This is a genomic window from Neisseria sp. P0001.S005 (assembly GCF_051963715.1).
This window is the reverse complement of sequence record NZ_JBQCTZ010000068.1, coordinates 1-17,157: the sequence shown is the minus strand read 5'-3', so window position 1 is coordinate 17,157 and position 17,157 is coordinate 1. Positions and strand designations below refer to the sequence as shown.

Here is a 17,157-nt window from a genome sequence, read left to right as displayed (position 1 = left end):
CGCCAACCCATCGGCACGCTGCTGACCCTGCTCATGCTTGCCGTTGCCATGACCTTGCCGCTGTTTATGTATTTGGGCATCCAAAGCGGACAAAGCGTGTTGGGCAAACTCAACGAGTCGCCGCAGATTACGGTTTATATGGACACCGATGCGGCAGGTTCTGATGCCGATACGGTGAAAAACCTGCTCCAACGCGACAGCCGTATCGATAAAGTCCGCTTTATCAGCAAGCAGGAAGGTTTGGAAGAATTGCAGACCAATCTCGACCAAAACCTCGTTTCCATGCTCGATGGCAACCCGTTGCCCGATGTCTTTATCGTTACACCCGACCCTGCCACTTCTCCGGATCAAATGCAGGCCATCTATAAAGACATTACCAAACTGCCGCGCGTCGAATCGGCAACCATGGATACCGAATGGGTACAAACCCTTTATCGTATTAACGAATTTATCCGCAAGATTTTGTGGTTCCTCTCGCTGACTTTGGGCATGGCCTTTGTCTTGGTCGCACACAACACCATCCGCCTGCAAATCCTCAGCCGCAAGGAAGAGTTGGAAATCACCAAGCTGTTGGGTGCGCCTGCTTCCTTCATCCGCCGTCCTTTCCTTTATCAGGCAATGTGGCAGAGTATTTTCTCCGCCGCCGTTAGCTTGGGCTTGTCGGCCTGGCTGCTGGCCGAAGTACGGCCGCTGGTGGACGCGATTTTCAAGCCCTACGGGCTGAACATCGGCTGGCGTTTCTTCACATTTAGCGAAGTGTCGCTGGTATTCGGCTTCGTCATCGCGCTGGGCGTATTCGGCGCATGGCTGGCCACCACGCAACATCTTTTAGGCTTCAAAGCCAAAAAATAAGCCTTGGCAAACAGGCCGTCTGAACCATTCAGACGGCCTGAAATCTTATCCTTTCGCAACTTAAACAAACCTTGTGAAAATTTAATACTGCCAAATCTAACAGCAAGGGCATAATCCCTTATAATTGATGGTCTATTATCCATCTCATTTCATTTGTGCGGCATAAACCGTGCAGACAAATAACGAAAGACATCCTGTGGACAAACTCAAAATCTCTGCCAACGGCCCCCTCAACGGCGAAATCATCGTATCCGGCGCAAAAAACGCCGCCCTGCCGCTGATGTGTGCCGGTCTGCTGACTTCCGGCACTTTACGCTTGAAAAACGTACCCATGCTCGCCGACGTCAAAACCACCCAAAAACTGCTGCAAGGTATGGGCGCACGCGTTTTGACCGACAACATCTCCGAATTTGAAATCAACGGTGGCACTGTCAACAACACCTGCGCACCTTACGAGCTGGTAAAAACCATGCGCGCATCCATCTTGGTTTTGGGCCCGACCCTCGCCCGCTTCGGCGAAGCCCAAGTCAGCCTGCCCGGCGGCTGCGCCATCGGTTCGCGCCCGGTTGACCAACACCTCAAAGGCCTCGAAACCATGGGTGCGGAAATCACCATCGAACACGGTTACGTCAAAGCCAAAGGCCGTCTGAAAGGCACGCGCGTCACCATGGACGTCGTGACCGTAGGCGGTACCGAAAACCTGCTGATGGCGGCCACGCTTGCCGAAGGCACCACCATCCTCGAAAACTGCGCCATCGAGCCCGAAGTCGTCGATTTGGCCGAATGCCTCGTCAAAATGGGCGCAAAAATCAGCGGCATCGGTACAGCAACCATGACCATCGAAGGCGTAAAAGAGCTGCACGGCTGCGAACACAGCGTCGTTCCCGACCGTATCGAAGCCGGTACCTTCCTCTGCGCCGTCGCCATGACCGGCGGCAAAGTCGTCCTGCGCAATGCCGCCCCCAAAACCATGGAAGTCGTGTTAAACAAATTGACCGAAGCAGGCGCCATCATCGAAGCCGGCGACAACTGGATCTCCATCGACATGCAGCAACGCCCCAAAGCCGTGGACATCCGTACCGTCGTCCACCCAGGCTTCCCAACCGACATGCAGGCGCAGTTTATGGCCATGAACGCCATTGCCGAAGGCAGCAGCCGCGTAGTGGAAACCATTTTTGAAAACCGCTTCATGCACGTTCCCGAACTCAACCGCATGGGCGCAGACATCACCACCGAAGGCAACACCGCCTACATCAAAGGCGTAGAGAAACTCTCCGGCGCCGTCGTGATGGCAACCGACCTGCGCGCCTCCGCCAGCCTCGTCATGGCCGGCTTGGTCGCAGAAGGCGAAACCATCGTCGAACGCATCTACCACCTCGACCGCGGCTATGAATACATCGAGAAAAAACTCGGCGGCGTAGGCGCAAAAATCGAACGTGTACGCGGTTAAGAGCCTTGTGTAAAAAAGGTCGTCTGAAAGCTTTTTCAGACGACCTTTACTGCTAAAGATTGCTTATTGATTTCTAAAACCGATTTAATCATCTAAAGTTAAGAGGCATATAAAAATGACCCTACGCAACAAATTCATCATTACGGCAATTTTATTGCTGCTTTCCTTGGTTGCCGGCAGCTACCTTTCCAGCTTTATCTTACTGCAATGGCTGGGACTGGATAAAACCCCGCTGGTACTGACGACATGGTTCAAATATTTCAATACGCTGCATCTTCCTCAGGTTGCAGCGTATTCTTTACAAATTAAGACATCAGGTATAGCCGGCTTCGGTCTGCCGCTGCTGGCCTACCTGTTCAGCCTCGTTCCCATATGGAGGACAGCTTCCCCCAGCCTGCACGGCGAGGCAAGGTTTTCAGGAATGTCGGACCTGGTAAAGGCAGGCTTTTTCAAGCAATCCGATACATCGTTAGTCGTCGGCAAATACAACGGCAAGCTGTTGCATTACAGCGGTCAGCAGTTTGCATTGCTGGCGGCGCCGACCCGCTCGGGTAAAGGTGTCGGTATCGTGATACCGAACCTGTTGAGTTACAAAAGTTCGGTCGTGGTGCTGGACATCAAACAGGAGAACTTCAACCTGACCAGCGGCTACCGCAAGGAGGTATTGGGTCAGGAAGTCTATCTGTTCAATCCCTTTGCCGAGGACGGCAGGACGCACCGTTGGAACCCGTTTACCTATGTTTCTTCCGACCCCGACCAGCGGGTATCGGATTTGATGTCGATAGCGGCGATGTTGTATCCGGACGGAGACAGCCGGGACAAGTTCTGGGTGGCGCAGGCAAGGAATGCGTTTTTGGCGTTTTCGCTTTATTGTTTTGATTCATCGGTATACAAAAATACAAAATATGCGAAGCGTTTGAACTGGCAGGCAACCGTTAAAGAACCTCCCTGCACCTTAGGAAAAATCTACCGCCTTTCATCAGGCAACGGTACCGAACTCAAAGAATACTTTACCTCCCTATCTCAAAAACCCTTCCTCAGCCCAGCCGCCAAGACCGCCTTTTCCGGTTTAATCTCCCAAGAGAAGGAAACCTTCGGTTCCATCATGGGTACGTTTAAAGAACCCCTAAACCCGTGGATCAACCCCATCATTGACGCCGCAACTTCCGCCGACGATTTCTTACTGACCGACGTGCGTAAAAAGAAAATGACCGTCTATATCGGCATCCTGCCCAATAAACTTGCCGAATCGAGGATCATCGTCAACCTGTTCTTCTCCCAACTGATCAACCAAAACACCAAAGAGTTACCGCAGGATAATCCTGATTTGCAGCACCAGTGCCTGTTGCTGATGGACGAATTTACCAGCATAGGCAGGGTGGAAATCATCGCCCATTCCGTCAGCTACATGGCGGGCTACAACATCCGTCTGTTTCCGATTATCCAATCCGTCGCCCAACTGGACGCCGTTTACGGCAAAGAATACGCCCGCACAATCATCACCAACCACGCTCTACAAATTATCTATACCCCGAGGGAGCAGCAGGATGCGAACGAATACTCCGAAATGTTGGGCTATACCACAGTAAAACGCAAAAACGTCAGCCGCGGACGCGAACGCAGCGTTTCGGAAAGCGAAGAGCGCCGCGCGCTGATGCTGCCGCAGGAATTGAAAGGAATGAGTCAGGACAGTGAAATCATCATTTACGAAGGTATGGCACATCCGGCGAAGGTAAACAAGATTCGCTACTATCAGGATGGAATGTTTACCAAACGGCTGAAGGGGGCGGTGAAGGTAGCCTCGTTGAAAGGTGGGTAGCAATAAGTAAAGTAAGGTCGTCTGAAAACGGGTTAGGATTGGTTTTCAGACGAATTGCTATTATTCTGATATAAAATAGAAAGCAATGATTGAATCGATATTTTTCTTGGGAATTAGTAAATGAAAACATTTATACCAGAATTTTTTAAAATAACTTTGTATGGGTTTGCTGGTATTATATTATAGCGCTATTGATAATATTCCTGATTAGAAGCTATATGTTACATGAATCTCCGCACAGTTTAAAAATATGGCATGATACATCTGCAAAAAATGTTATTCTGGAGAAGTTAACAGTTAATAATAGAGAGGTTTTTAACGCAATAGGATATAGATTGGATAAAAAGGACTGGAATAGTATGCAGGTGGAAAGTCCTGAAATTAAGATTTCTTCCTCGAGTCAAAATATATCTATTCAATTTAATCTATCTGTGGATGGAAAACTTGACAGGCACAATGTAAAGTTCAAACTGAAGGACAATATTGTTCGATACGAGTAACTTTTGTAAATTCCAAAAACGTACATTGTGTATGTGATGGAATGGATTATTAATTTGGATTAAATGAGGTAACTTATGTCAAAAAAACCGTCCTTTATTGGAGAACGTATGAAGTAACCAATAGCTTTAGAAAAGAAGATTGCTATTGTAAGCGTTGTTTTGAGTCTGTTATTGCCTTTGGCTTATTTAATCTATATCAACATAAGATACTATGGATACTTTTCGATAGATCGGAGTCTTATTGAAAATTTACTTGGTTTTTGGGTTTCTATTGCAGCGAGTTATTGCTTATATATGCGTTTACGCAGCGGGGCAGTAATCGGCGCAATATTTCTTTCATTGGTTTTGTATTGTTGGATGGCATATGATATTTTGACTTCTATAGATACCAAAGCAGGCATTGCATGGATTTTCTATTATATTTGGGGACTGTTTTGTTTTATAAGTTCAATTTATCCTTCAATTAAGAAGCCAAGATCTTTTACAAAATCAGCATGGAGTGCATTTTTTGCAGCGATTGCAACCAATTTATTCGGTACAATTTTAATAATTTTTCTCTGTGTATTAGGAAAGCAAATATTATGATCGAATTTTTTATCAAGGATAAATTATGTTTATTGCACTTGAGAATGGTTAAAATCAGGTGTTACCAATACGGAATATTTACCAAACCGCGTTAAAATTAAGGAATAAATATTATGAGGTTGATACCTAAAAAGACCATTCTTTGGGCTGGAAGTCTAGCGGTAGTTTTGTCGTTGACCCAGTGTGATTTGGTGAAGGTTTACTTGTCCCAAGCACTTTTCCCTGCCGAGGTCGTTCCCTTCCCTATGGGTGAAGGTAAAACAGTCAGCTATACGGTGGATTCGTGGGCGAAGAAGCGTTATGTTATTAGCTTAAAGACTGAATACCGGAATGAGGCTGCTATAAACCAGGAAGAAAGAATGAAGATACCCTATAATATTTCTATTAACTGTTATTACCTGAAAAATGGGCAGGAAATATTAATTTACGAAGATAGGCGTTCGGATAAAACAGATGAATTCCACTGGTTTGATGGCGGTAATGGTTGGGAACTTATCCATCCACACACCCCTGACGCAGTAGGAAGAAGCAATATCAGAGGCGGTTTCGATGCCCCCTACGGCAAATACCGCTGCGATTTTAAAGACGAAAGCCCGCCTGAAATCAAGATGCATTTGCAAGCATCCGGTATTGTTGCCACCTATCTTGAAATCTCACCTTATATTGCACTATTTTATTAAGAAAGGAAATATATGACTGCCGGAACTTACAGGCTTACTGTAAAATTTGCTCCTTCAGGAGTACCACATTTTAATCAAGACAAAGGTAAATGGGAAACATCCACTTGGGGGCATGTCTGGCTGGAAGCACGAAAACCTGGCGAAGCGTTGGATGCCAAACCGTCCTTTTGCGCCGGCTGGTCAACAGGTGAGAGTATATTTGCCAAAGGTGGAGATAATCTCGGCGAACATGACTGGGAGTATTATAAAAATGGGAATGGCAAAACAATCAGTTCTATTACCGTCGATATTGATAAGGCGCAGTTTGACAAACTGGTCCCGTATCCTAATTTAGCGGCAGGAGGAAAAATCCCAGGTTTCAGCAAAAGATATAGTGCAGACGATAATTCCTGTATTGACTTTTCCGGCAAAGGATTGGGCTTCATTGGTTTGGCAGATAAAGATTTTGATGGAACAGCTTTAGAATGGGATCGCCCTGACAGACAAATTAAACCATTTCTCGACCAAATTGTGAAACATAAATCTAAAGATGCATCAGTAACTGTTAGCTTTCGAGGTAAAGATTACACACTAGGACATAATGAAAGCGTAGATAAATTTTGGGATAGAATAGCCCCATTTTGGTATTTGGAAAATATGATGGTGCAAGAAAATGGACAACAGAACAACCAATATTCCCAGCTTCATTCTCTTAAGATCGAAGACATGCCCCAATACGCGCAAAACATCTACCATCAGGGCAAAGAATGTTTCGTTGATTTTTGTCGACATGAAAACATCCCTTACCGTGAAGAAGATTTGGACAGGATTGGCATGTCGATGGCGGCGGCAGGTTACGCACAAGGGCTGCGCGGTGTGTCGCTTATTGATGTTAACGAACGCACCAGGGAAATCAGTATCGCCCACGAATCTCCCGACCTAAATGAGGCGGTGGTCAATATGGATAAGGCAGCCGTTACCCCGACAGCAGAAAGCCTGAATCAAATTCAGCAAACGGCGCAGCAGTTTGAATATGAAACGCAACAAAGGCAGTTGGCGCAATCCCAATCGCGTGGCATGATGATTTCGTAAGCGAAGATGCTGAACCGAATCAAAAGGTCTTAATCTTTCTGCTAAGTCTCAAAAGGCCGTCTGAAACACCGGCAATCGGGTTTCAGACGGCCTTTGCGTATTGTTTTGCGGTATAATTCCCAACATCTTTATTCATTGTTTTTAAAAGCACAAACCATGACACGCAAAATCCTTGTCACTTCTGCGCTGCCGTATGCCAACGGCAGCATCCACCTCGGCCATATGGTCGAACACATCCAAACCGATGTTTGGGTACGCTTCCAAAAACTACGCGGCCACGAATGCTACTACTGCTGCGCCGATGACACCCACGGCACGCCCGTGATGCTTGCCGCGCAAAAACAAGGCATCGCGCCCGAAGACATGATTGCCAAAGTACGCGAAGAGCACCTCGCCGACTTTACCGGTTTCAACATCGGCTACGACAATTATTACAGCACCCATTCCCCTGAAAACAAACAGTTTTCCCAAGACATTTACCGAGCGCTGAAAGCCAACGGCAAAATCGAAAGCCGCGTCATCGAGCAGCTTTTCGACCCCGAAAAACAAATGTTCCTGCCCGACCGCTTCGTCAAAGGCGAATGCCCGAAATGCCACGCCCAAGACCAATACGGCGACAACTGCGAAGTCTGCGGCACGACCTATTCCCCAACCGAGCTGATCAACCCGTATTCCGCCGTTTCCGGTGCCAAACCCGAATTGCGCGAATCCGAACACTTCTTCTTCAAACTGGGCGAATGCGCCGACTTCCTCAAAGCATGGACTTCCGGCAACAACCCGCACGACGGCAAGCCCCATCTGCAAGCCGAAGCCCTCAACAAAATGAAAGAATGGCTGGGCGAAGGCGAAGAAACCACCCTGTCCGACTGGGACATTTCCCGCGACGCGCCGTATTTCGGTTTTGAAATCCCCGACGCGCCGGGCAAATACTTCTACGTCTGGCTGGACGCGCCCGTCGGCTACATGGCGTCGTTTAAAAACCTGTGCGACCGCATCGGCATCGATTTCGACGAATACTTCAAAGCCGACAGCCAAACCGAGATGTACCACTTTATCGGCAAAGATATTCTCTATTTCCACGCCCTGTTCTGGCCCGCCATGCTGCATTTCTCCGGCCACCGCGCCCCGACCGGCGTCTACGCACACGGCTTTTTGACCGTAGACGGACAAAAAATGTCCAAATCGCGCGGCACGTTTATCACCGCCAAATCCTATTTGGAACAAGGCCTGAACCCTGAGTGGATGCGCTATTACATCGCCGCCAAACTCAACAGCAAAATCGAAGACATCGATTTGAACCTGCAAGACTTTATTTCGCGTGTCAACAGCGACCTCGTCGGCAAATACGTCAACATCGCCGCCCGCGCCTCAGGTTTCATCGCCAAACGCTTTGAAGGCCGTCTGAAAGACGTTGCCGACAACGAATTGCTGGCAAAACTGACTGCGCAAAGCGAAGCCATTGCCGAATGCTACGAAAGCCGCGAATACGCCAAAGCCCTGCGCGACATCATGGCCTTGGCGGACATTGTCAACGAATACGTTGATGCCAACAAACCTTGGGAACTCGCCAAACAAGAAGGCCAAGACGAACGCCTGCACGAAGTATGCAGCGAGCTCATCAACGCCTTTACCATGTTGACCGCCTACCTCGCCCCCGTATTGCCGAAAGTGGCCGAAAACGCCGCCAAATTCCTGAATTTGGAAGCCATCACCTGGGCAAATACACGCGAAACCTTGGGCGAACACGCCATCAACAAATACGAACACCTCATGCAACGAGTGGAGCAAAAACAAGTGGACAATTTGATCGAAGCCAACAAACAAAGCATCGCCGCCGCAGCCGCGCCTGCCGCCGAAGAGAGCAAATATGAAAAAGTCGCCGAACAGGCCAGCTTCGACGACTTTATGAAAATCGACATGCGCGTCGCCAAAGTATTGAACTGCGAAGCCGTCGAAGGCAGCACCAAACTTTTGAAATTCGACCTCGATTTCGGTTTTGAAAAACGCATCATCTTCTCCGGCATAGCCGCGTCTTACCCAAATCCTGCCGAATTGAACGGCCGCATGGTCATCGCCGTCGCCAACTTCGCCCCGCGCAAAATGGCAAAATTCGGCGTATCCGAAGGCATGATCCTCTCCGCCGCCACGGCAGAGGGCAAACTGAAGCTCCTCGATGTCGACGCAGGCGCACAGCCCGGGGATAAAGTGGGCTAAGGCTTATATCAAATCTTAAGGAGAAACCATGTTAAACCTTTCCGCACCAGTACTTAAAGAAATTGAGTTGCTTCATGATGCAGGCTTATCGGTTGGCGCTATTATTACAGTGTTGCGTCTGAAGTTTCCGGTAGAACTCCATGATCGGGAGGACAAACAAATTGAAGAAGCCGTGCTTCTCATGATCAATCCACCACGAAAAGCACCTTCTCTTTCCCGCTAAGGTAGCGATACCGGTTGAAAGGTAAATTTGGTTATTCTTTAAAAAAAGGCCGTCTGAAAATCTCAGACGGCCTTTTTATTTATCCAAACACTTATTTTTGTTAAAACTTTACCTCAACAATTCATCGGTAACGCGTTGCAGAAACTCGATACGCTCGGGTTTGGCTTCGCCTGATTCGGCAGCGGCTTTGACGGCGCAGCCGGGTTCGGCGCGGTGGGTGCAGTTGTGGAAACGGCACTGGCCGATGAGGTGGCGCAGGTCGGGGAAGTATTGCAGTAAATCGGCGGCTTGGAGATGGTGCAGGCCGAATTCTTGCAGGCCGGGGGAATCGATGAGTCGGGTTTCTGCGTTTAAATCGTATAGTTGGGCGTGGGTGGTGGTGTGTTTGCCGGAGTCGAGCGCGGTGGAAATGTCGCCGGTTCGGGCGGCTTGGTTGCCGAGTAGGGCGTTGGTCAAGGTGGACTTGCCCATGCCGCTTTGTCCGAGCAGGATGTTGGTTTGCCCTTCTAAAATGGGACGCAGGATGTCGGCGTTTTCCAATGCGTTGGTTTCGACCACAGGGTAGCCGAGGGTTTCGTAGAATTTGAGTTTCTCGCGCCATTGGGTAGTTTCGGGGAGGTCGGCTTTGTTGAGGACGATAACGGCGTCGATACCGGCCGCTTCGGCTGCGAGGAGGGCGCGTTGCAACAGGGCTTCGCTGGGTGAGGGGCTGGCGGCGGTTACGATGAGCAGTTGGGTAACGTTGGCGGCAATCAGTTTGGTTTTCCACGCGTCTTGGCGGTAGAGCAGGCTTTCGCGCGGGAGGTAGTCTTCAATCACGACTTGTTCGCCGTTGATGGGGCTGATGCGGACTTGGTCGCCGCAGGCGAAATCGACGCGTTTTTTGCGGGTGGTGGCGTCATATGTTTGGCCGTCGGGGGTGCGGACGATATAGCGGCGGCCATAGCTGGTAATGATTTGGGCGGTATCGGTCATGATGGGGTTTATTGTTTGGAATGGTGTGATTGTACCGAAAGTCGGCTATGGCCGTCTGAAAACTTGTTTGCACCTTTTAACTTTCTTTGGCTTGGTTTTTTGGTGTTTCTGCCCTATATTTGCAATGTATTTGTTTTCAGGAGATTTTTTTTATGGATTTCAGTCAGTTGCTCAATCAGGTTTTGGGTGCGGCTCAAAAAGGCGGCAAAGCGGTTGCGGACAGTCCGCTCAATTCTTTCGGCGGCGGCGCGTTGACGGGTGCTTTGGCATCGATGCTGTTGAAAAAGAAAAACACGAAGAAGCTGGTAAAGGCCGGCTCGGTCGCTGCTTTGGGTTTTCTGGCTTATAAAGGCTATCAAAACTGGAAACAAAACCGCCAGCAGGACGAATTGCCGCAAAGTGCGTTCCAACCTGTCAGTCTGATTGGTGAAAACCACAGCCGTGTGATTTTGCAAACGATGATTGCAGCGGCGGCCTCAGACGGCCTGATTGACGATGCGGAACGCGCGGCCATTGAGCGTGAAAGCGGCAGCGATGCGGAAACGGCGGCATGGCTGCAGGCGGAATATGCGCAACCGGCCTCTATCGAGCAAATTGCCGCTTCGGTCGGCAGCGACGAGGCTTTGGCAGCCGAAACTTATCTGGCGGCCAGATTGGTCTGCGCGGACTTATCACGCAAGGAAATCGTGTTCCTGAGCCGTTTGTCCCAAGCTTTGAATTTGGACGACCAACTGGTCGAGAGTTTGGAAAAACAGCTCGAATTGGCTTGAGTTTGATTTAAAAGGCCGTCTGAAACCTAATTTCAGACGGCCTTTCGACTCAATTTGAGAGTAGAATAACCCTTTCGACATATTAAAGGCTGTCTGAACATGAATAAACTTTTTTCCACATTCAAAACGTTTTTAGCCGCTTCGTCCGTCTTGGTATTGGCTGCCTGTCCGAGCGGCAACGCGCCGCAATCCAAACCTTCTACGCAGGGTCAAAATACGGTTTCGCATACTGCACCCAAACCGAAAGCCACGGTTGCGCTGGCTTTGGGCGGCGGCGCGTCCAAAGGCTTTGCCCATATCGGGATTATTAAGGTTTTGAAAGAAAACAATATTCCGGTCAAAATCGTTACTGGCACATCCGCAGGCTCGATTGTCGGCAGTATGTACGCTTCGGGAATGTCGCCCGACCGCCTCGAATTGGAAGCGGAAATTTTAGGTAAAACCGATTTGGTGGATTTGACCTTGTCCACCAGCGGCTTCATCAAAGGCGAAAAACTGCAAAACTACATCAACCGTAAAGTCGGCAACCGTCCGATGCAGCAGTTCCCCATCAAATTTGCCGCCGTTGCGACCGATTTTGAAAGCGGCAAACCGGTGGTGTTCAACGTAGGCAATGCCGGACAGGCCGTCCGCGCTTCTGCGTCGATTCCGAACGTATTCCAGCCTGTCGTCATCGGCAACCGTAAATATGTAGACGGCGGCCTGTCTCAGCCCGTACCGGTCAGCGCGGCGAAAAAAATGGGCGCAAACTTCATCATTGCCGTCGATATTTCCGCCCGTCCGGCCAAAAATGTCAGCCAAGGCATGTTCTCCTATCTTGACCAAACCTTCAACGTAATGAGTCAAACTGCGTTGCGCCAAGAATTGGGACAAGCCAATGTGGTCATCAAACCGCAGGTTTTGGAGCTGGGTTCGGTTGGCGGTTTTGACCAAAAACAACGCGCCATCCAATTGGGCGAACAGGCCGCACGCGCCGCGCTGCCTGAAATCAAACGCAAACTGGCGGCATATCAGTATTAATCATCCGCCGTTTGAACAGGCCGTCTGAAAGTATGTTTTTCAGACGGCCTTTCTTGTGCAAATCTGCTAAAATCACGCGTTTCCTACAAATCATAAAATCCTAAAAAAATGAATATCTTTTACGAAGAGTCCGGCCAATTCAAAGTTGCCTCCATCGTCCAAAAAAACGACGCCACCTATCAAGTCGATACCCAACACGGCAAGCGCACCAAAGTGAAGGCAAACAATGTCTTTGCCGAGTTTGACGGCGATATGGCAGCATTTTTGGAAAACGCACAGGCACAGGCGGCGGACATCGACACCGATTTATTGTGGGAAGTATGCGGCGAAGAGGAATTTACCGCCGAAGCCATCGCCGAAGAATATTACGGCCATGCGCCGACCAAAACCGAGCTGGCGGCGACTTTGATTGCGCTGTACGCCGCGCCGATGTATTTCTACAAAAAAGCCAAAGGCGTGTTCAAAGCTGCGCCCGAAGAAACCTTAAAACAAGCGCTTGCCGCCATCGAACGCAAAAAACAGCAAGACGCGCAAATCGACGCTTGGGCAGAAGCCTTGAAACGCGGCGAGATGCCGTCTGAAATCGCGGCAGATTTGAAAACCATCTTACACGCGCCCGACAAGCAGTCGCTGACTTACAAAGCCTTTACCAAAGCCGCCGACGCGCTAAAAATCTCCGCCTACGAACTGGCGAAAAAAACGGGCGGCATTACATCCATCCCTCAATACCTGCAAGACGGGTTTGAAATCAAATACTTCCCCAAAGGAACAGGCTTCCCCGACCTTCCCCTTCCTGAGATGCCCGACTTGCCCAAAGCCGACGTTACCGCCTTTTCCATTGACGACGAATCGACCACCGAAGTGGACGATGCCTTGAGCCTGACCGACTTGGGCAATGGCATGAAACGCGTCGGCATCCACATCGCCGCGCCGTCGCTTGCCGTTAAACCAGGCGACAAAATGGAAAAAAACATCATGGAACGCTTGAGCACGGTCTATTTCCCCGGCGGCAAAATCACCATGCTGCCTGAAAACTGGATTGCCGCGTTCAGCCTTGATGCGGGCGCATACCGCCCTTCCATCAGCATTTATTTCGATGTGGACAACGAGTTCAACGTCGGCGCGCCAACCTGCAAAATCGAAGCGGTCAACATCGCCGAAAACCTGCGCATTCAGACCATCGAGCCGCATTTCAACGCCGAAACCGGCTTGGACGAAGCCGGCGAAATGATGTTCGCCCACCATCAAGACCTGATTTGGTTCTATCAATTTGCCATCGCCCTGCAAAAAGCGCGCGGCAAATACGAGCCCGACCGTGCGCCGCAATACGATTACAGCATCGAATTGGATGAGGAAGGCAACGTATCCGTCGTCCGCCGCGAACGCGGTTCGCCCATTGATACGCTGGTCAGCGAGATGATGATTCTTGCCAACAGCACTTGGGCGCAAATGCTGGACGAAAACGAGCTGCCCGGCCTTTTCCGCGTCCAACCGGCAGGCAAAGTGCGCATGAGCACCAAATCCGAGCCGCACATCGGCATGGGCGTGCAGCATTACGGCTGGTTTACCTCGCCGCTGCGCCGCGCCGCCGACTACATCAACCAAAAGCAGCTGATCAGCCTGATAGACGATACTGCCGAGCCGCTGTATCAAAACAGCGATGCCGAGCTTTTCGCCGCGCTGCGCGACTTTGATGCCGCCTATACAGCCTACGCCGACTTCCAACGCCAAATGGAAGCCTACTGGAGCCTCGTGTACCTGCAACAGCAAGGCACGAGCGAGCTGACGGCCACCATCCTCAAAGAGGACCTCGTCCGCATTGAAGGCCTGCCGCTGGTCACGCGCGCGACCGGTATTCCATTTGACGCGCTGCCTAAATCGCAGGCATTGTTCAAAATCACTGAATTGGATGCCGAGAAGCAGTTTATCGCGCTCAACTATCAAAAAGCCGTTTTACCGGGCTGATAACGTTATTCCGTTTGAAAAAAGGCCGTCTGAACAAAGAAACAGAAATCTTTGATTTCGTTTTCATCCCAGTTCAGACGGCCTTCATCATCTAAAAATGCTACAATTCCCCTTTTCTGCCCATCATTTCAAACCATGAAAAAAAACGCCCCCCAATCCTTTGAAGAAGCTTTATCCCGCCTCGAAACCCTGACCCAGGCCATGCAAAGCAGCGAAATGCCGCTGGAAGACGCTCTGGCCGCCTATCAGGAAGGCAACGAATTGGTCAGATACTGCCAAACCAAATTGGCGGAAGTCGAGCAGAAACTGCAAGTCTTGGATGCCGGCGAACTGAAGGAGTTGAACCTTGAACCCGGCGAATGAACTCAAAACATGGCAGCAAAAAGCCCAAGCGCAAACCGAATTGCTGCTGGCGCATTTCTTGCCGTCTGAAAGCCAAGTGCCGCACACGCTGCACGAAGCCATGCGTTACGTTACCCTCGGCGGCGGCAAACGGCTGCGCCCGCTCTTGGTGCTTGCCGCGTCCGAATTGGGCGAAGCAAACCAAAATGCCGTCGAGCAGGCGATGGCGGCCATCGAAATGGTGCACGTCTATTCGTTGGTTCATGACGATATGCCGGCGATGGACAACGACAGCCTGCGCCGCGGCAAACCGACCTGCCATGTGCAATACGATGAAGCAACCGCCCTTTTGGTCGGCGATGCGCTGCAAACCCAAGCCTTTGATGTATTGAGCCGTCCGACAGGCCTGTCTGCCGAACGCCAGCTTGCCATGTTGTCCACGCTGGCCCAGGCATCTGGCAGCCTCGGCATGGCGGGCGGACAAGCTATCGACCTGGCCAATGTCGGCAAAGCCATGAATCAGGCTGAATTGGAACAGATGCACAGCCTCAAAACCGGCGCGCTCATCCGCGCGGCAGTCGCCTTAGGCGCACTTTCCTGCCCGGACTTAACACCGGCGCAAATCCAAACCTTAGACCACTACGCCGCCAAATTGGGCCTGGCTTTCCAAGTGATCGACGATGTATTGGACTGCGAAGCCGATACCGCCACATTGGGCAAAACCGCCGGCAAAGACTCGGACAACGACAAACCGACCTACGTCAAACTGATGGGCCTGCACGCCGCGCGCACTTACGCAGAAACGCTGATTGCAGAAGCCGTTGCCCTGATCGAGCCATTCGGCGACAAAGCCCTGCGCCTACGCCAACTGGCCGAGTTTGTTACCGCAAGGAAAAACTAAACCTTGCAAATCAATAAAGGCCGTCTGAAACCTGATTTTAGGTTTCAGACGGCCTTTTTAACAGCCTGTTTGGCTGGTATCACCCGAATACGGAGTCTTTCAAAATATAGCTCAAAAATCTCCCGCAAACTGTGTTTACAAGCCTCAGTCTGTCTATTTAATCCAATAGGGCATCCACGAACGCTTTGGCATTAAACGGACGCAAATCATCAATGCCTTCACCTACGCCGATATAGCGGACGGGAACTGGACGGTCAGAGGCAAGGGCGGCAAGGATACCGCCTTTGGCCGTACCGTCGAGCTTGGTGACGATCAGGCCGGTCAGACCCAGCGCTTCGTCAAAGGCTTTCACTTGGTTGACGGCGTTTTGGCCGATATTGGCATCAAGCACGACGATGATTTCATGTGGCGCATCAGGCATGGCTTTTTGCAACACGCGCTTCACTTTTTTGATTTCTTCCATCAAATGAAGCTGCGTCGGCAGGCGTCCGGCTGTATCGGCAAGCACAATGTCTATGCCACGTGCTTTGGCGGCTTGGACAGCATCGAAGCAAACGGCTGCGGAATCGCCTGTGGTTTGCGAAATCACGGTTACATTGTTGCGCTCGCCCCAAGCTTGAAGCTGCTCACGCGCGGCGGCACGGAAAGTATCGCCTGCCGCCAGCAACACAGATTTGCCCTGCGCTTGGAAATATTTGGCCAGTTTGCCGATAGACGTGGTTTTACCTGCGCCGTTGATACCGGCAAGCATAATCACGAACGGCTCCTTGGTTTCCGGCAAGACCAAAGGTTTCTCCAGAGGCTTAATCAAGTCATATAGTGCATCTTTCAGCGCACCGCGCAATTCGTTGCCGTCTTTGAGGCCTTTGAGGCTGACACGGTCACGCACGTCTTTCATCAAGTATTCGGTGGCTTCCATGCCCATATCGCTGGTAATCAGCACGGTTTCCAGCTCTTCATACAAATCCTCGTCGATCTGTCCGCCGCCGAACACGCCGGCCAACGATTTTGCCATTTTGTCGCGTGATTTGGTCAAGCCTTGTTTCAAACGCGCAGCCCAACTGAGCTTGTGTTCTTCTACCGGAGCAGGGGCTTCAGCCGGTGTTTCCGCAACGGCTTCTTGAGCTTGCTCGACAGTCTCACTAACTGCCTCAACAGCTTCTTCTTTGACTGCTTCGGCCTGTTCTGCTACTTCCTCAGCAGCCTCGGCCACTTCAGACGGCATCTCGGCAACGGTTTCTTGAACCTGTTCAACAGCCTCGCTGACAGTTTCAACGGCTGCTTCTTTTACCGCCTCAGCCTGTTCTGCTGCTTCCTCAACAACCTCGGCCGCTTCAGACGGCATCTTGGCAACGGTTTCTTGAACCTGTTCAACAGTCTCGCCGACGGTTTCAACGGCCGCTTCTTTTGCCGCTTCAACGTGTTCTTCTACTTTTTCGACTGTTTCAGACGGCGTTTCGGTCAAAGCTTCCCGAACCTGCTCGACAGTTTCACCGACGGTTTCGACAACTGATTCAACATGCCCTTTGACGCTTTCAGCTAAAGATTCGGCACTTTCTTTAATATTTTCAACTATTTGAGCAACTTCAGATTCTACTTTTGCTGCGCTTTCCTGAACTTGAGCCTCCTCAGGAGCCGGAGTTTCCTGTTTTTTCTTGCGACGGAAGAAGCTGAACATTAAATTTTCCTTTTAATTTTAGAAACTTGAAATAGGGAGTATTGTAGCGTATTTTACGTGGCAAGGTCGTCTGAAAATCAAGGTTGTCAGGTTTTGGCATTTCCAACGTCTA

15 protein-coding genes are annotated in these 17,157 nt (G+C 50.3%); 13 read left to right on the top strand and 2 right to left on the bottom strand.

Annotation, left to right across the window (positions count from 1 at the left end; translation table 11 throughout):
* From ftsX to ACTHSP_RS10055, 8 genes are all read left to right on the top strand, one after another.
* Positions 1-852, top strand: an 852-nt coding sequence (gene ftsX, locus ACTHSP_RS10090) for a permease-like cell division protein FtsX (protein WP_440346044.1), incomplete at its 5' end; no start/stop codon positions are given.
* A 196-nt stretch (positions 853-1,048) separates the two neighbouring features.
* Positions 1,049-2,302 carry a UDP-N-acetylglucosamine 1-carboxyvinyltransferase gene (gene murA / locus ACTHSP_RS10085; protein WP_036492379.1) on the top strand — a complete coding sequence of 418 codons (1,254 nt, stop codon included), beginning with the start codon at positions 1,049-1,051 and terminating at the stop codon, positions 2,300-2,302.
* A 115-nt stretch (positions 2,303-2,417) separates the two neighbouring features.
* Positions 2,418-4,121 carry a type IV secretory system conjugative DNA transfer family protein gene (locus tag ACTHSP_RS10080; protein ID WP_314511226.1) on the top strand — a complete coding sequence of 568 codons (1,704 nt, stop codon included), beginning with the start codon at positions 2,418-2,420 and terminating at the stop codon, positions 4,119-4,121.
* A gap of 659 nt (positions 4,122-4,780) precedes the next feature.
* Positions 4,781-5,206, top strand: coding sequence for a hypothetical protein (locus tag ACTHSP_RS10075; protein WP_440346043.1), 426 nt, complete (start codon positions 4,781-4,783; stop codon positions 5,204-5,206).
* 113 nt (positions 5,207-5,319) lie between these two features.
* Positions 5,320-5,886 (top strand): hypothetical protein, encoded by a 567-nt coding sequence (locus ACTHSP_RS10070; protein WP_314511225.1) that lies wholly within the window; start codon positions 5,320-5,322, stop codon positions 5,884-5,886.
* 12 nt (positions 5,887-5,898) lie between these two features.
* Positions 5,899-6,957, top strand: a complete 1,059-nt coding sequence (locus ACTHSP_RS10065; protein ID WP_314511223.1) for a hypothetical protein — start codon at positions 5,899-5,901, stop codon at positions 6,955-6,957.
* 105 nt (positions 6,958-7,062) lie between these two features.
* Positions 7,063-9,171, top strand: a complete 2,109-nt coding sequence (gene metG, locus ACTHSP_RS10060) for a methionine--tRNA ligase (RefSeq protein WP_440346045.1) — start codon at positions 7,063-7,065, stop codon at positions 9,169-9,171.
* Between the two features lie 28 nt (positions 9,172-9,199).
* Positions 9,200-9,394 carry a virulence regulator gene (locus tag ACTHSP_RS10055; RefSeq protein ID WP_263339574.1) on the top strand — a complete coding sequence of 65 codons (195 nt, stop codon included), beginning with the start codon at positions 9,200-9,202 and terminating at the stop codon, positions 9,392-9,394.
* A 108-nt stretch (positions 9,395-9,502) separates the two neighbouring features.
* Here the strand turns inward: ACTHSP_RS10055 and rsgA are convergent, their stop codons facing one another.
* Positions 9,503-10,369 (bottom strand): ribosome small subunit-dependent GTPase A, encoded by an 867-nt coding sequence (rsgA, locus tag ACTHSP_RS10050; protein WP_314511215.1) that lies wholly within the window; start codon positions 10,367-10,369, stop codon positions 9,503-9,505.
* A 152-nt stretch (positions 10,370-10,521) separates the two neighbouring features.
* On the opposite strand from rsgA, the gene ACTHSP_RS10045 reads away from it, so the two are divergent.
* From ACTHSP_RS10045 to ACTHSP_RS10025, 5 genes are all read left to right on the top strand, one after another.
* Positions 10,522-11,139 carry a tellurite resistance TerB family protein gene (locus ACTHSP_RS10045; protein ID WP_314511213.1) on the top strand — a complete coding sequence of 206 codons (618 nt, stop codon included), beginning with the start codon at positions 10,522-10,524 and terminating at the stop codon, positions 11,137-11,139.
* A gap of 99 nt (positions 11,140-11,238) precedes the next feature.
* Positions 11,239-12,159, top strand: a complete 921-nt coding sequence (locus tag ACTHSP_RS10040) for a patatin-like phospholipase family protein (protein WP_107723908.1) — start codon at positions 11,239-11,241, stop codon at positions 12,157-12,159.
* A 108-nt stretch (positions 12,160-12,267) separates the two neighbouring features.
* Positions 12,268-14,124 (top strand): ribonuclease catalytic domain-containing protein, encoded by a 1,857-nt coding sequence (locus tag ACTHSP_RS10035; RefSeq protein ID WP_314511210.1) that lies wholly within the window; start codon positions 12,268-12,270, stop codon positions 14,122-14,124.
* Positions 14,125-14,259: 135 nt separating this feature from the next.
* Positions 14,260-14,487 carry an exodeoxyribonuclease VII small subunit gene (locus tag ACTHSP_RS10030; RefSeq protein ID WP_003681131.1) on the top strand — a complete coding sequence of 76 codons (228 nt, stop codon included), beginning with the start codon at positions 14,260-14,262 and terminating at the stop codon, positions 14,485-14,487.
* Positions 14,471-15,367, top strand: coding sequence for a polyprenyl synthetase family protein (locus ACTHSP_RS10025; RefSeq protein WP_308905202.1), 897 nt, complete (start codon positions 14,471-14,473; stop codon positions 15,365-15,367). The genes ACTHSP_RS10030 and ACTHSP_RS10025 overlap by 17 nt, the downstream gene beginning before the upstream one ends.
* 157 nt (positions 15,368-15,524) lie before the next feature.
* Here the strand turns inward: ACTHSP_RS10025 and ftsY are convergent, their stop codons facing one another.
* On the bottom strand, positions 15,525-17,045 hold the full coding sequence (gene ftsY / locus ACTHSP_RS10020; protein WP_314511205.1) for a signal recognition particle-docking protein FtsY: 1,521 nt from the start codon (positions 17,043-17,045) through the stop codon (positions 15,525-15,527).
* Positions 17,046-17,157 lie beyond the last annotated feature (112 nt).

Bases quoted from the DNA above. Each gene is read 5' to 3' on its own strand.
- ACTHSP_RS10040 (WP_107723908.1), top strand. From the start codon at position 11,239: ATGAATAAACTTTTTTCCACATTCAAAACGTTTTTAGCCGCTTCGTCC.
- ftsY (WP_314511205.1), bottom strand. From the start codon at position 17,045: ATGTTCAGCTTCTTCCGTCGCAAGAAAAAACAGGAAACTCCGGCTCCT.
- ACTHSP_RS10055 (WP_263339574.1), top strand. From the start codon at position 9,200: ATGTTAAACCTTTCCGCACCAGTACTTAAAGAAATTGAGTTGCTTCAT.
- ACTHSP_RS10070 (WP_314511225.1), top strand. From the start codon at position 5,320: ATGAGGTTGATACCTAAAAAGACCATTCTTTGGGCTGGAAGTCTAGCG.
- ACTHSP_RS10035 (WP_314511210.1), top strand. From the start codon at position 12,268: ATGAATATCTTTTACGAAGAGTCCGGCCAATTCAAAGTTGCCTCCATC.
- ACTHSP_RS10065 (WP_314511223.1), top strand. From the start codon at position 5,899: ATGACTGCCGGAACTTACAGGCTTACTGTAAAATTTGCTCCTTCAGGA.
- rsgA (WP_314511215.1), bottom strand. From the start codon at position 10,369: ATGACCGATACCGCCCAAATCATTACCAGCTATGGCCGCCGCTATATC.
- ACTHSP_RS10030 (WP_003681131.1), top strand. From the start codon at position 14,260: ATGAAAAAAAACGCCCCCCAATCCTTTGAAGAAGCTTTATCCCGCCTC.
- ACTHSP_RS10045 (WP_314511213.1), top strand. From the start codon at position 10,522: ATGGATTTCAGTCAGTTGCTCAATCAGGTTTTGGGTGCGGCTCAAAAA.
- ACTHSP_RS10080 (WP_314511226.1), top strand. From the start codon at position 2,418: ATGACCCTACGCAACAAATTCATCATTACGGCAATTTTATTGCTGCTT.